The 14,037-nt window shown below is 64.3% G+C and carries 16 protein-coding genes; 5 read left to right on the top strand and 11 right to left on the bottom strand.

Features of this window, described 5'->3' with window-relative positions:
* The first annotated feature begins 55 nt into the window (after positions 1-55).
* The 3 genes from XF30_RS36870 (at position 56) to XF30_RS36860 (ending at position 2,400) form a co-directional block, all read left to right on the top strand.
* A complete protein-coding gene (locus XF30_RS36870; RefSeq protein WP_109145443.1) occupies positions 56-1,615 on the top strand; it encodes a hypothetical protein in 1,560 nt (519 codons plus the stop codon).
* A 97-nt stretch (positions 1,616-1,712) separates the two neighbouring features.
* On the top strand, positions 1,713-1,931 hold the full coding sequence (locus XF30_RS36865; protein ID WP_036026528.1) for a hypothetical protein: 219 nt from the start codon (positions 1,713-1,715) through the stop codon (positions 1,929-1,931).
* Between the two features lie 10 nt (positions 1,932-1,941).
* On the top strand, positions 1,942-2,400 hold the full coding sequence (locus tag XF30_RS36860; RefSeq protein ID WP_109145442.1) for a hypothetical protein: 459 nt from the start codon (positions 1,942-1,944) through the stop codon (positions 2,398-2,400).
* A gap of 87 nt (positions 2,401-2,487) precedes the next feature.
* On the opposite strand, the gene XF30_RS36855 is transcribed toward XF30_RS36860, so the two are convergent.
* Positions 2,488-2,916: a hypothetical protein gene (locus tag XF30_RS36855; protein ID WP_036026530.1), complete on the bottom strand. Its 429-nt coding sequence runs from the start codon at positions 2,914-2,916 to the stop codon at positions 2,488-2,490.
* A gap of 43 nt (positions 2,917-2,959) precedes the next feature.
* Between XF30_RS36855 and XF30_RS38805 the strand changes: the two genes are divergently transcribed.
* The gene (locus XF30_RS38805) at positions 2,960-3,238 is read left to right on the top strand and encodes a hypothetical protein (RefSeq protein WP_192893365.1); all 279 of its coding nucleotides are present in this window, start codon (positions 2,960-2,962) and stop codon (positions 3,236-3,238) included.
* Positions 3,239-3,350: 112 nt separating this feature from the next.
* On the opposite strand, the gene XF30_RS36845 is transcribed toward XF30_RS38805, so the two are convergent.
* The 3 genes from XF30_RS36845 to XF30_RS36835 form a co-directional block, all read right to left on the bottom strand.
* A complete protein-coding gene (locus tag XF30_RS36845; protein WP_109145996.1) occupies positions 3,351-3,851 on the bottom strand; it encodes a hypothetical protein in 501 nt (166 codons plus the stop codon).
* A 206-nt stretch (positions 3,852-4,057) separates the two neighbouring features.
* Positions 4,058-4,450, bottom strand: coding sequence for a hypothetical protein (locus XF30_RS36840; RefSeq protein ID WP_109145441.1), 393 nt, complete (start codon positions 4,448-4,450; stop codon positions 4,058-4,060).
* Between the two features lie 72 nt (positions 4,451-4,522).
* Positions 4,523-4,867, bottom strand: coding sequence for a DUF1236 domain-containing protein (locus tag XF30_RS36835; protein ID WP_109145440.1), 345 nt, complete (start codon positions 4,865-4,867; stop codon positions 4,523-4,525).
* A gap of 491 nt (positions 4,868-5,358) precedes the next feature.
* Between XF30_RS36835 and XF30_RS36830 the strand changes: the two genes are divergently transcribed.
* Positions 5,359-6,678, top strand: coding sequence for an aminotransferase class V-fold PLP-dependent enzyme (locus XF30_RS36830; RefSeq protein WP_109145439.1), 1,320 nt, complete (start codon positions 5,359-5,361; stop codon positions 6,676-6,678).
* Between the two features lie 27 nt (positions 6,679-6,705).
* On the opposite strand, the gene XF30_RS36825 is transcribed toward XF30_RS36830, so the two are convergent.
* The 7 genes from XF30_RS36825 to XF30_RS36795 all read right to left on the bottom strand — a co-directional run bounded on the left by XF30_RS36825 (position 6,706) and on the right by XF30_RS36795 (position 13,840).
* Positions 6,706-7,104: a VOC family protein gene (locus XF30_RS36825; protein WP_109145438.1), complete on the bottom strand. Its 399-nt coding sequence runs from the start codon at positions 7,102-7,104 to the stop codon at positions 6,706-6,708.
* 153 nt (positions 7,105-7,257) lie between these two features.
* The gene (locus XF30_RS36820) at positions 7,258-8,331 is read right to left on the bottom strand and encodes a M48 family metallopeptidase (protein ID WP_109145437.1); all 1,074 of its coding nucleotides are present in this window, start codon (positions 8,329-8,331) and stop codon (positions 7,258-7,260) included.
* Positions 8,332-8,359: 28 nt separating this feature from the next.
* Positions 8,360-8,758, bottom strand: a complete 399-nt coding sequence (locus XF30_RS36815) for a DUF2846 domain-containing protein (protein WP_225114314.1) — start codon at positions 8,756-8,758, stop codon at positions 8,360-8,362.
* A 159-nt stretch (positions 8,759-8,917) separates the two neighbouring features.
* Complete coding sequence (locus XF30_RS36810) at positions 8,918-9,940, bottom strand: LLM class flavin-dependent oxidoreductase (protein ID WP_109145436.1); 1,023 nt, start codon at positions 9,938-9,940, stop codon at positions 8,918-8,920.
* Positions 9,941-9,994: 54 nt separating this feature from the next.
* Positions 9,995-10,459 carry a hypothetical protein gene (locus tag XF30_RS36805; RefSeq protein WP_109145435.1) on the bottom strand — a complete coding sequence of 155 codons (465 nt, stop codon included), beginning with the start codon at positions 10,457-10,459 and terminating at the stop codon, positions 9,995-9,997.
* Positions 10,460-10,697: 238 nt separating this feature from the next.
* Entirely contained in the window at positions 10,698-11,561 is an 864-nt protein-coding gene (locus XF30_RS36800; protein WP_192893364.1) for a L,D-transpeptidase, read from the bottom strand.
* A 188-nt stretch (positions 11,562-11,749) separates the two neighbouring features.
* On the bottom strand, positions 11,750-13,840 hold the full coding sequence (locus XF30_RS36795; protein ID WP_109145433.1) for a LuxR C-terminal-related transcriptional regulator: 2,091 nt from the start codon (positions 13,838-13,840) through the stop codon (positions 11,750-11,752).
* Positions 13,841-14,037 lie beyond the last annotated feature (197 nt).

Here is a 14,037-nt window from a genome sequence, read left to right as displayed (position 1 = left end):
GGATCCTTACCCCTCGCGCGGCTATCGTGTCCGGCGCGATGGTAAAGGACGATTGATGAGCGCCGGGTACTCACCGCAAGGCCAGAGCGTGCAGGCCGCGCCGTCGCCTCCGGCCTGGCGCGAGCTGGCCGCGACCTTCTGCATCGCCATCGCGACGATCAGCTCTGCGCCGGTTCTGCACCTTGCCAATCCCGCGCTGGCCATCATCATCGAGGTCCTGATCGGTATCGCCATCGTCGTTGCGGTCCCGACCTGGGCCCCGGCGGTCGCGATCTTCGTCCTGTTCTTCCAGAACCTGTTCGTCTCCATCCTGTCGCCGCTGGTCCCGCTCCCCTCCGATCTCGACTTCATCAAGGGCTACAATTTCCTGATTTGCTCCGTGATGTGGCTGGCGACGTTTGCGCTCTACGTGCTGGGCCAGAGGAGCCAGTCGAGGGAAATCAATCAGATCATGCGCTGGGGCGTCGTCACCCTCGCCGTCGTCTCGCTCTATTTCGCGATCGGCTTCGTCCAGGACGGACAGCCGGCGGCGGTCTATTTGCGCAACATCGTTCTGCCGCTGTTTCTGTTTCAGCTGTCGCTCCTGACCGCGGCAACCTTTGAGGTGCGCATCACGCCGTTCCTGGTCGCGCTAGCGGTCATCCTCATGCTGTGCGGCTATGTCGAGCTCGTCTTGCGCGATGTCTGGCTGGCCGTCACCAACGGCCATACGTTCTGGGGCTTCGACGAGCTCAAGGCGACCCATTCCGGCGTCTGGGAAACCCAGATGCGGCAGACCGGCAACGTGCCCGTCACACTCAAGGATCGCTTCAGCTTCGACTTCCTGAACACGCCCTTGCTCGAAGGCTTCGGCCTGTCGAAGATGCTGCGCATTCACGGCCCGAACATGCACCCGATCAGCTTCGCCTACGGGATCGGCTTTCTCGCCCTGTTCCTGTTCTCGGTCGGACGCCCGCTGCTCGCCCTGGCAGCCCTGCCGCTGCTGGTCTTCTGCAGCGTGAAGGGAGCGCTCATCACCGTCATCTTCGTGGGTGCAGGCTGGATCGGGACTCGCCTCATCGGTGCCGTAGCGACATTGTTGCTGGGGCTCGCCGGCATGATCGCCTTTGCGATCCTGGCGATCCGCATCGGCCTGCAGATCGGCGACTATCACGTCATCGGCCTGATGGGCGGCCTCGACGGATTCGTGCAGAGACCTTACGGCCGGGGCCTCGGCATCGGCGGCAATTTGTCGGACAGCTATTTTTCGATCGATTGGAGCGCTGCGCAGGCGGCCGGCACGATCGACGGCGCGGTCGAAAGCGCGATCGGCGTCCTCTTGTACCAGATGGGCATCGCGGCCTTCGTGCCGCTGGCCTTCTATTTCGCGATGGCGCTCAAGGCCTGGCGCCTCTACGCGTCGTCGGGATATCTGACGCAGGGCCTCGCCGGCTTCGGCGTGCTCGTCGTTCTGCTCAACGGATTATTTCAGGAAGAGGCCCTGTTCGCGCCGCTCGCGCTGGGCCTGATGCTCTCGCTCGCCGGTCTCGTCATCGGCAGCCATGCGAGGGTGCAGAGCGTTGCAAACGAGGATGCCGAGCCCGCTCGGCTCACCGGCTATCAGCCGGCTGCGTGAGCTGCCGACGGTCCCAGTACTCGGGACCGTGCCCATCCAGGAACTTCCGGTTTTTCCCGGCGTTGAACACGACCCGCACAAGCGGCCGACGCACGCGATGAAGAATTTTTCCAACGCCGAATTTTCTCCCGAGGTGATCGAGATCATGACGACCGCGCTGGAAGCTGCGGTTGCGACCCTGCCGGATCCCGTGCATTCCTCGCACGTCAACGCGCTCGCCGAATCCATCCTGCGCACCGCCGGCGCTGGCGAGCGGGACGTCTCCAACCTGCAAAGGATGGCCTTGATGGAGCTGCAACTGGCGCCGCGCAAATGACGGGGCGGACATGAAGACATTGCTTGCCGCAATCATCGCGCTCTGTGCGACATTCTCGATCGCCTCGGCAAGCGGCTGGAGGACTTACCGCATCCCGGAATCCGGAACGTCGGTCGACATTCCCGCCGCGATCTTCACCGAACCGGCCGGCAAGCCTGACGCATATGGGCAGCATTTCCGCAGCTCCGACGGCAATGCCGACTTCACCGTTCAGGCCGTCGAGAACCGGCAAGGTGTGTCGCCGGCCGAATTCCTCGCCAGCAAGAATCCGCCGACGGGGATCATCTACAAGCGGATCAGCTCGAACTTCTTCGTGGTCTCGAGCATCAAGCGCGACAAGATCTGGTACAACCGCTGCAATTTCGCGCGCGGCTATGTGCACTGCGTTCTGATCAATTATCCGGCCGCCCAGAAGCGGCGATGGGATGCCGTCGTCACCCGGATCAGCCACAGCCTGCGTGGTGGCTGAGCCGGCTCGCAAGACGGAAAGTCGCAAACGGAAAAGCTGCCCGGGCCAAGCCGGGCAGCAGGTGGTGAGGAATAGAGCCGCGCGATGCTAGCGCGCCGTCGTCGTCGTCCTTGACATGGTCGGCTTCGAGCCCGGCACATGCGACATCGTCTTGGTGGTCGAGCCGACCTGCTCGCCGGCCTTGACCTTGGTGCGGGTGTGCGAGCGGCTGAACGTGCCGCCATCATGGGCTTGCGCGCGGGCGTTGGAGTTCAGTACCGGACCGTTGCCCTTGTTCATGCTGACGCCGGTCTTGGTCTTGCCGTCGACGGTAGCGGCGCTTCCGCCGGCCGCGATCGAAGAGCCGGTGCGGCCCGTCGCCGAGGTGGACGTTCCGCCGGTGCCGACGGTGGAGGCGGAGGTGCCGCCCGCTGCAGCCGAGCCGCCGCTGCCACCGGTGATGCTGGTCTGCGCCAGCAATGGTGAAGTGGCGGCAAGCAGAAGCGCGACCGCCGAGGTCGTAACGAGCGTTCTCATGTTTTCAATCCTTTCTATGCCTTAAGGCGACGAGGTCGAGATTGTGCAGCCGTTGACGGTGATGGTGCTGGCGCTGGTGGAGCCGGGCCCACCCGCCGTCGACGAGGAGCTCGAGACGTGGCCGCCGCCCGCTTGCACATTGACCGACGATCCGCCGGCAGAGCTCGAGCTCGACAGCGAGCCGCTCGATGCGGTCGAGCCCGTCGTGCCTGAACCCGATGCGCCCGCGGCCGTGATGCTGCCGTCCGCATGCTTCACCACCGTCACCTTGCACGTCTCGCCCGACGCCGTCTTGCCGGTCTTTTCCATGGTAGCCGCCTGAGCTGCGCTAAACGTCAGTGCCAACGCTGCGATCGCAATGATTGATCTGTTCATGCGAGTTCTCCTCCAACAAAGACGAAGGAGCGGCATCGCTGCCGCTCCTGGTCAAGGCACTAGTGCTTGTCCTTCTTCCACTCGTCCTTGTTATGGCCCTTGCCCTTTTCGAGGCCCATGTCGCTGGCGTGGCTACCGGACTTGCCGTCGCCCATGCCGGGCGATTTCGACGAACCGGACTGGCCAACGGTCGAGCCGCCCGCAGCCGAGCCGCCAGTGCCGACGCTGGATGAGCTCTTGCCATCGCCCGCCGATGAACCACCGGTGCCGAGCGTCGAGGCCGAGCCGCTGCCCGAGCCACTGCCGGCCGCCGATCCGCCGGTGCCGACGGTCGAAGAGCTGGTGCCGCCGCCGGCCGACGAGCCGCCGGTGCCGAGCGTCGAAGCAGAGCCTGACCCGCTGCCGCCAGCCGAAGAGCCACCGGTGCCCACCGTCGAAGAGCTGGTGCCGCCGCCGGCCGATGAACCGCCGGTGCCGACCGTCGAGCTCGATTGCGCAACGGCGAGCGCCGTGCCGGCCAGCAGCGCGGCCGCAGCCGCAGAGAGCTTCAGGATCCTCATGTGCATTTCCTCCAGGTTTCCAAAAATCAAATCGCCAATCAGGCCCGGGATAAATTGGCAATCGCGGAAACGTTCCTTGTGTCGGACACGTTGACGCTTCGATTCAGCCTGAGACAGTTCCGCGACGCGAACCGCACAGCTTTTATTCATTCAGCGTTCATCTGGTGCTGCGGCCATGGAGTCGCGTTCGCTACGATCGCCGGCTCTCAGAATGCTCCGGCCGTCACCTGACGCGTGGAGAGGCGAGAGGAAGCCGCGCGGCCATTCCGATTCGAATGCAGACCGGCTGCGTGCGCCGTGTCGCGCCGAGATGCCGCGACGTCCGGCGTTCGCGTTTCAAGCATCGTCAATGCGCCGCTCGTACCGCGATCAGGCGCGTCGGCGGCGAGCAGGGGAGTGGAGACGGTGGCGGCGATCCGAGTGGATGTGTCGAAGATGATTTTGTCAGGCAGCGCCCGTGCGGAGTGGATGCGAATGGTGGCCCGAGCGGCCTCCGGGCCGGCAGCACGCTCCGCGGGCTGCGGCAGAGAGCGATCCAGCAACAAGAGCAGCGCCACCGCGAAAATGCTTGCAAATACGACGTATCGGACGATCGGCATCAGGCGCTACCGCAAACGAGCTGTCGAAAGAATGCACGGGCGGGCCGCCTCGACGACCCGCCGTGCGGCGGTTTAGTCAATCTCCTGGACGACCATGCGGCTGCCGGGATCGACCAACATCACGCGGTTGCCCGCATAGACGTAGCGGTACTTGGTGAGCGAGGGACCCCAGTCACTCGGCACGGCTGCGAGCTCGACGTCGCTCGGCACGGGCGAACCGACGACGATCTTTTCGCGCGTTTCGACCGGACGGATCTTGCGCTCGGTGACGTAGGACCGGATCTTGGTGCGGTACTCCGGTTCGATCTGCACGGCCGCGCCGTGCCCGGCTCCGGTCGTGGTGGTGACGGTGGTTTGTGCCATCGCGCCCGTCGACACGAGCAGAGCGGCGGCCGAAATCAACATGAGCTTCTTCATTGCGTTCTCCCTCGCCGCTGCATGCGGCGCTGCAATGAACTCGCCATCAGCTGCGCCGTTCCGGCAAAACCCGGAACGTTTGCCGTTTTTTCCCGTTCTCTCACCGGGAGCACTCAACTGGAGGAGAGGAAAATGCCTGTGTTGATTCTTTGGGCGGTGCCCGCGCTCATCGTCCTGGGCGGCGGCATCTATCTCATCGGCTACCTGCAATGAATGTGAAGGTTCCGGTTTCCGGACAAAGGAAGAAACCGGACCCCACATCCGCTCGCGCGCGTCGAGGCCGGTGCTCCGGCCGCGCCGTCGCCATCGGCTTCCGATCATCGCATTGTCACGCTCCGGTCATCTCCGCTGCATCGTCCGTTGCTCTTGTCCCGCGCGCCAGAGCCTGCTTCGTCCGGTGACGTCGGAACGGAGCTCTGGATCGTCGTTTGGCGTTTTCGCGATGCGATCCCGACGCCGCTTCGCTCGAAAACGCTCTGGGGAGAGCTGACATGCAACTGATCAGGACGTTTTCAGCGGACCGCCGCGCGATGCTCAAGGGCCTCACGGCAGCAGCCGTGGCGCCGCTTGCGGGGCCGGCCTTTGCCGCCGAGGGACTTCCGCCGCAGCCGACCGGCTCAGTGGCTGCCATCGCCACCGACAAGTCCTATTGGGCGGCCGTGAAGGGGCTCTATGCCGTGACGCCCGACATCCTCAATTTCGAGAACGGCTATTGGGGCATCATGGCCGAGCCCGTGCGGCGCGAGTTCATCCGCCAGTCCGACATGGTCAATTATCAGAACACCTATTACGCGCGGCTGCGTGCGGGTGCGGATTTCGAGGCGGTGGGCACCAAGGTGGCGGAGGCGGTCGGCGCGCTTCCAGCTGAGATCGCGCTCACCCGCGGCGCCACCGAAGCGCTCCAGCTCCTCATCGGCGGCTACAACAGGCTGAAGCCGGGCGACAGCGTGCTCTATGCCGATCTCGATTATGATTCGATGCAATATGCGATGAACGCGCTGAAGGCGCGCCGTGGCGTCGAAGTGGTCAAGTTCGACGTGCCGGAGCCCGCCACCCGCCAGGCTGTGCTCGACGCCTATGCCCGCGCCATCGAGGCGAACCCGAAGACGAGGCTTTTGCTCCTGACCCATATCAGCCACCGCACCGGCTTCGTCATGCCGGTCGCCGAGATCGCCCGCATGGCCAAGGCCAAAGGCATCGACACGATCGTCGATGCCGCCCATTCCTGGGGACAGCTCGACTTCCGGGTGAGCGAGCTCGAGGCCGATTTCGTCGGCTTCAATCTGCACAAATGGCTCGGCGCGCCGCTCGGCGTCGGCTTCCTCTACATCAGGAAGGATCGCCTCGCCGCCATCGACCGCAACATGTGCGACGAGGATTTTCCGGAAAGCGATATCCGCTCGCGGGTGCATACCGGCACGGTCAATTTCGCCACGATGCTGACGGTGCCCACGGCGCTGGCGCTGCATCAAGAGATCGGCGCGGCGGCGAAGCAAGCGCGCCTGCGCCACTTGCGCGATTATTGGGTGAGCCGCGTCCGCGGCTTCAAGGACATCGAGATCCTGACGCCGGATGAGGCCGGCTCATATGGCGCGATCACGTCGTTCCGCCTCGCCGGCAAGACCGGCAAGACCGACAACGAGGCCATCGTTGCGAAGCTTCGGGACAGCTACCGGATCATGACGGTGCGCCGCGCCGGCGTCGCCAAAGGCCAGTGCATCCGCGTGACTCCGGCGCTCTTCACCGACGAGGCCGATCTCGACCGCCTCGTCGAGGCGCTGGCCATCATCACGGGGACGAAGACGGGGTAAGCGTCGCGGAAGCGGCGTCGTCGGGCGTCAACTGCGGCTGGAGGGCTGGATGAGGTCCCAACGGTTGCCGCACAGAGCCTCGAAAACCGCGACGACGCCATAGGCCTCGTGCCGCGGCGGCCGGACGAAGCGCACGCCGGCGGCAATCATGCGCGCATGATCGCGCTCGAAATCATCCGTTTCCAGGAAGAGGAAGACGCGCCCGCCGGTCTGGTCGCCGATGCGCGCCGTCTGCGCCGGCCCGTCTGCTCGCGCCAGGAGCAGGCCAGAACCAGGATTGCCCCGCGGCCGCACCACCACCCAGCGCTTGCCGCCGCCGAGCGGCGTGTCCTCGCAAAGCTCGAAATCCAGAGCGCGCGTGAAGAAGGCGATCGCTTCATCATAGTCGGCGACCACGAGACTGACGAGTGACAGACGCTGATTCATCGCGCGACCCGGCGAATGGCGGCAAGCTCGCTGTGGAGGAGACAGGATAGCATAACACTGTCCAGCTCGCGTGATCCTGCCGCCGGTCCCAAGAGCTAGCACGGACACACGAAGATCGTCGAGCAATTGTTCGCTCGGCCAGAGCCCGCACGTTCATCTGCCGACGCTGACCCACTCCTGGACCTTCTTCCGCCATTCCTCATCGAATCGTAAGGTGAGTTGGTTGGCAGCGTCCGGTGAGAGAAGTTGGTCAACCGCGGACATTTGTATCTCGCCAACGTCAGGTACGTCGATGTATCCGAGGCTGGCCAACCGCTGGCCAAAAGGCGGATGTGTCGAATCGGGATCGTGCTGGCGGCTCAGACTGGCGACGGCGGCGGTCATGAATCCGGGCGCTCTTATAGCTGGAATCTGATCTAAGATTCGCGCGAATGGCGGCGATGGCGCCTTGATTGCGCCGAGCACCTCCTTCTGCAGGGGAGCGATGACGAGATCGGCCAGACGTGCTCCACAAACCTCCATCATCACCAGCGCGCGTGCCATCTCCTCGCGTCCAACCTGCTCGGCCGCTTCCAGATCGGCGGCAAGCTCGTTCTCCCGTGACAATGCCTTGTATTCCTTCTCCAGCCTTTCGAGCAGGGAATGGAGTAGGATGCGAGCAATGTATCCGGTAATCGTGTGCTCCGGATCGGCGTAGAAGAAAACGTTCTCCGCGGCCGCCATGAAATCGGCGAGGTTGGTGCCTCCCGAAGTGTGCCGAAGCCGGGCGTGCGCCACTTCATGAGCGATAACGGCACGAACCGATCGCTGGTCCAGGATCATCAACAATGGCAGACCAATGGTCATCGTGACATGCTGCCCGAACACGCCCGCATACCGGCTTTCTTCCGAGATCGAAGCGTTGAAATCGGTGTCGACCAGCAGAGTGCGGTTCGATCTGACAAAACTGCGATCGAGCTCCCTCCATGCGGCCCAAAGCCCCGGGGCGGTCTGTTCGTCGGCTTCGAAACCGCCATGCTTGCGCGAAGGCAGGAACAGGAGCCCAATTGCGAGTGCTATGGTGGCCATGGAGCTTGTGAACACAATCGGTGCCGTGGCCAGCGCCGCAATCGTGTAGCGGTCCATGATCATCAGCCAGATGGCGAGAATCGTGCATGCCAGCGCGACGACGGGAAGCACCGCATAGCGACCAAGGCGCAAGACGATTTGCAGAATAAGGCGTTTCATCCGCGTTTCGGCCGCGGAGAGCCTCAGATCACGCCTTGCCACATGAGCTGTTGCTCTGATGCAAGCTGGCGACGTCGGCACGACCCTGGCTTTCCGTGACCTGAACCAACGTGATCGCACCGGGCGTGATGATTCCCACCTGTGGCTGGGCGGAGAGGTAGGTGGTGCTGCCGGCGCGCAGATCGAGGCTCACTTTCTCGCTTCCCTGCCCGAACAGGTTGGTACTCAGTGGAAGATTGTTGACCGCAACCTCGTGGCGGCCCGGAGGCAGCTCGCAGGCGACGAACCCTGCAGCCTGGCTGCCTCCAACGACGTTTCCATCGACCGCATAATTTGGCTGGATCGCAAAACCGAGGGCGGACGAGCGATAGATGACAAGCCGCGCAGTGTTGGCCTTGACGTTCTCTGTCAGCGCCGAGCTGCCCATCGGCCCTGACGCACACCCCGCTAGCAAGAATGCTGCAACGAAAATTCCTGGACGCAAGCCCATTCAACCCCCGATCAGTCCAACAATGCCCCGAGGGATCATTGGCGTCGGTGGTGCATGAAGTCAATCACGACTTGCGGTCGTGTCACGCCTTTCAGGTCACCGCCACCCCAGCCCCGGCGCCACCTGCGTGAGGATCGCCTCGATCGCATGCGCGCAATAATCCACGCCGAGCTGGTTCGGGATCGTCAGCAGCAGCGTATCGGCTTCGGTGATCGCCTCGTCCTGGCGCAGCTGTTCGATCAGAACGTCCGGCTCGGCCGCATAACTCCGCCCGAAGATCGCGCGCGTGCGCGGGTCGATGAAGCCGATCTGGTCTTCGCTGCCGCGCTCGCCGCCGAAATAGGCGCGGTCGCGCTCGTCCATTAGCGCGAAGATGCTGCGGCTGACGGAGACGCGGGGCTCGCGGCTGTGGCCGGCTTCCTTCCACGCCGCGCGATAGGCGCGAATTTGTGCCGCCTGCTGCACGTGAAAGGCCTCGCCGGTCTCGTCGTTCTTCAGCGTCGAGCTCTGCAGGTTCATGCCGAGCTGCGCCGCCCACACCGCGGTGGCGTTCGAGCCGGCGCCCCACCAGATCCGCTCGCGCAGGCCCGGCGCATGCGGCTCCAGGCGCAACAGCCCGGGAGGATTGGGAAACATCGGCTGTGGGTTGGGCTCGGCAAAACCTTCGCCGCGCAGGAGATCGAGGAAGACCTCCGCATGGCGCCGCCCCATGTCGGCATCGCTCTGGCCCTCGGCCGGCCGATAGCCGAAATAACGCCAGCCGTCGATCACCTGCTCTGGCGAGCCGCGGCTGATGCCGAGCTGCAGCCGTCCGCCGGCGATGAGATCGGCGCTGCCGGCGTCCTCCACCATGTAGAGCGGGTTCTCGTAGCGCATGTCGATCACGGCCGTGCCGATCTCGATTCGGCTGGTCTTGGCGCCGACGCCCGCGAGCAGCGGAAACGGCGAGGCCAGCTGCCGCGCGAAATGATGCACGCGGAAATAGGCGCCGTCGGCCCCGAGCTGTTCGGCCGCGACCGCCAGCTCGATCGATTGCAGCAGCGTATCCGCCGCCGAGCGCGTCCGGGATTGCGGCGAGGGCGTCCAGTGCCCGAAGGAGAGAAATCCGATCTTTTTCATGCGGGCAACATATGGCTGATCGGAAGAGTTTGCGAGACGTTCCTGGAGGCGGCCTCAGATTTCGCAGCCGGTCAAGTTCAAAGCCTTGAGCAGGCCGCCGAACGCCTTGAGGCGACACTGCTCGGTCTCGTTGGCGGCCTTTGCGCGCTGAACAGTGGCGGCTCGTTTGACGCCAAATGCCTTTGGCTTCGGCTTGGGAGGTTCAGCGGTCGCGATCCGTTTCGGTTTGCTGCGCGGACGGACGATCGGCGTCGGCGCGAATGAACGGACATGCACGTCCTGCGGAGCAACCGGGTTATCCACCGAAGCGGTCTGTGTCGGCATCGCGCGGCTCTCAGCGGCAACCTCGAGGCGGTCGGCCTTCGCCAGCGCATCGTGCGAAGCGGGGATGCTCGCGTTCTGCTCGGCAGGCGGCTGGACCGTGGCGGCGATGCGACGAGGTGGAGCGCTCAGCTCCATGGCCGACAGCATTCCCACACTCAACAGGATGAGGAGGCCCAACAACGCCATTCTCAGCATAACGCGCCTCTGACCCAGGTTAGCGCCGCTGAAAATTCTGCGCGTCAATGAGGCAACTTTGCCGGCGGCCGCCGCCCAACGGCAATCATTTGTCGATAGGGTTAATTCGGTGCCGCATCTTGCCAACGCAGACCGGCTTTGGTCGCGCAAGATGGTCTGTTCGGCCGTGGCTACCGACGTGAAGTGACGACTTGAATTGCTCTTTGTCCTCGGGGCAGAGCCAGGAGGAAGGACCGAACTACTGCACCTCGGCGATCCTCGGTCCGGGTGATGGCACCTGTGCGCTCGTTGCCGACGGCCGGTTCGACGGCGAGGCCGGGTCCGGAGATCGGGATGCGGCATCGGGCGGCGTACCCTGGGACGGTCGACGGGCCGCATTCGTCGGAAGCACGATCACCTTCGCACCGACTTTCACCCGCTCATAGAGGTCGACGACGTCCTCGTTGGTCAGGCGGATGCAGCCGGACGACACCCGCTTGCCGATCGTCTCGGGCTTGTTGGTGCCGTGAATGCGATATTCGGTCTCGCCGAGATACATCGCGCGGGCGCCGAGCGGATTGCCGGGGCCGCCCGCCATGAACCGCGGCAGATAAGGCTGACGCGAGACCATCTCCGCAGGCGGGCGCCAATCCGGCCATTCTGCCTTGCGCGCCACGGTTTGCTCACCGGACCACGCAAAACCTTCGCGGCCCACACCGATGCCGTAGCGCATCGCCTGCGTGTCGCTCAGGACGAGATAGAGGAACGTGTTGTTGGTATCGATGATCACGGTGCCCGGCGTCTGGCGGCTGGCATAGTCGACCACCTGTCGGACCAAGGCTCCGGGAATTTCGGCGTCGGCTTTGGGCGGTTCGACCAGCGGCGCCGGAGTAGGAACCGGGGGCGGCGCGGGCGCAGCTGCGTGAACCTGCGGTGCCACGTAGACCGGCGTTGACGATGCCATGGCCTGGGGCGCGGACGGCTTCCGCACCGGTTGCACGTTTCCCGGGGCGCCCAGCAGGCCATACCCCAATGCTGCGATGGCCACGGCGCCAATTCCGACTCTCGCTGCCATCGGCAGTGCGATCGTCTCGACCTTCCGGCGTTTGGCCCGCTTGCTCATGTCTTCTCCCAGGTCGCCACGCCCAGGAGGAGTACCCAGCAACATTTAAGAAACTTCGAAGCGATTTCGCTGGGACCGGAACCGTCGATCATGGTTAACGCCGGCTGAGCCCGTGGCGGCCGCGCGGGAGACCGTCGAGCGAAGCGGCGTCATTCGTCCTCTTGCTTTGGCAGCTTCTGCTTGGTCAGCTACACAAACCAATCATGCACTGGATGATGCTCAACGCCCCTCGCGTGATCAACGGCGCTTTGCTCCGCGTGCGAATGGCCAATCAGGTCTGCATCTGGGATCAGCGACAGTTCGGGATGTCCGGCGCGGTGCGGGCCATGTTCTGCCGTGTCGGTGCCATAGCCACTCTCGCGATGATCCGAACCCTTGGCCGATGGCATATCGTTCCTGAAATGAAAGGAATCTCCGGCCCCGGGCGCGGCAGCCGCTTGTGCTGCACCGGCGCCGTGGTTCGCCGGGTTGTGGCCGTCAGCCTTTTGGCCCGGCTCTGCATGCGGATTTTGAGAAGCGTTTGGATGCGCCTGGTGCAAGTCACGCTGCGATTGGCCGGAATTGGCATGGCTTGCGGGTCCGTCATCGTCGGCAAGCTGCTTGGCAGCTGCGGAACCGGGTTCCGAAGCGTGATCCGATTGTCCATGATGGGGGTCGTGCCCGGTCGAGCCCTGCTTGTCCTGATGCTTTCCGGCCGCTGCACCGTTTTCCGAACCATGCAAATCACGCTGCGATTGTCCACGAGCGGAATCGCCCTCCGGCGGGCCGAGCTCATGCTTGTTGCCGGCTGCTGCATCCTTCTCCGAAGCGTGCGATTTTCCCTGGCTTGATGCGTGGTCGGGTGGCCCGTGCTCGGTCTCCGGCTTGCCGGCTGCTGCGCCGTCTTCCGAAGCGTGCAAATCGCGCTGCGCTTGTCCATGATCGCGTGCGTCGATCGCCGCTGCCTGTGTCGTGCCGCGTTCGGCATTCCTCGCGCCCGTTGCGGCCGCCTGTTCCAAGCCGCCATGATCACTCAGAGCGTCGATGGCGCCGGATCCGATATGAGGGTTGCCGTTGTCGCCGAAGCCGTCCTCGCGCGCGGCCGCATCGATGATCTGAACCTCGTCGGCTCTGGCCATGGCGTCGCCTCGGGCAGCTTCCAACGCGAATGATTCATGGTGTGTGTCGGGATCGAACCAGGGCAGCTTGTCGAAGCCGTCGAGATCGGGCCTGCCGGGACTACCGAGGGCGACCAACTCGCGGGGGGCGTTCGCGTCAGCCCACGCAAAGACATCGCTCGGTCTTTCCCAAGCAGTGAACGCCTGGGCGTGACTGCTCAGGAGCGAGACTCCGACTGCCGTCATCATGAACGTGCCGGCGCTGCTCAAGCCCGGCCTTGCAGGGTTGAGTGGCGGCACTGTGATCGTGCTGCCAGCAATATCGGCTCGGGATTCGATGAGCTTGGCGGCCCGCGTCGGCATGTCCGTCGGGGAGTTCTCGATACGGACGGCTCTGGCCATCTTGCCCGGAGCAGGGGCCGTTTTTGCGGAGGTGATCTTGATCGTCACGACCGCGCCGGTGCCATCTGCGGTCATGACCGTGACGTTATCGGCACCCGCATGATCGGCCGCGGCCGCGTTCGCGGATTGAAGGTCGTCGAGCACGGCCCAGATCAGAGCTGCAAGCGCGCCGACCCCGCCGTAAAGCCGCGACAGGGCGAACCTTGCGAGCTCCGTTCGGTTTTTGATGCCAAGCTGCGCAGATATCTGTTCGATTCGCGCCTCAACTCTGGCTGGGGCGACCTTGATCTGGCGCGCAATCTCCTTGTTCGACATGCCGCTGGCGGCCAGGCGGATAATCTTGTGCTCCTGGTCCGTCAGTGCTGCCAGGCTATTTTCGCCAAAGGCGCGACTGCCGGTCTTGCGGTCCGCAGCCGGCGCCACCAGCCGCAGCGACTGCAACAGGTTTTCGGGCTCCTCGCGCATCGGTATGGCCGTGCAGGCACCCGCTGCGACGGCGGCAGCGAGATCGCCGCGCGCGATCGATGCGGTGTAGAAGACCAGCCGTGTGGGAAGGCGTTCGGTGTTGACGGCGGCCAGCATGGCTGCGGCCGTCAGATCGGGAAATCCATCCTCGACAAGCGCGACGTCCGGCGCCAACGTCCGGACTGCTTCGAGACAATCGGCTCCATTGATGCAGGACGCAACGATCTCGAAGTCACGTTCGGTCGCAAATAGCGTGGCAAAACCCTGCAAGACGATCGGACGGCGATCTGCGATCACGAGTCGGATACGACGCATCTGGTTTGGCTCGCCCGGCTTTCCCGTCTTGATTGGCCCAGCAAAGGCGGCCCGGCTTCAGCCGCGTCACCTTCGAGAGCAGCGCGGCAACGCGTGACACCCTCGTTGGTTCCACGAACTCGCCGCCAGGCCCCTGACGGAAGCGATGGGCCAACAACGGACGTGGTCGCCACCTGTATTCATAAGCCTCGCGAAAC

Origin of the sequence: Bradyrhizobium sp. SUTN9-2 (assembly GCF_003122645.1) — a bacterium.
Lineage (GTDB): Bacteria > Pseudomonadota > Alphaproteobacteria > Rhizobiales > Xanthobacteraceae > Bradyrhizobium > Bradyrhizobium yuanmingense.
This window is presented reverse-complemented; position numbering and strand designations above follow the sequence as displayed.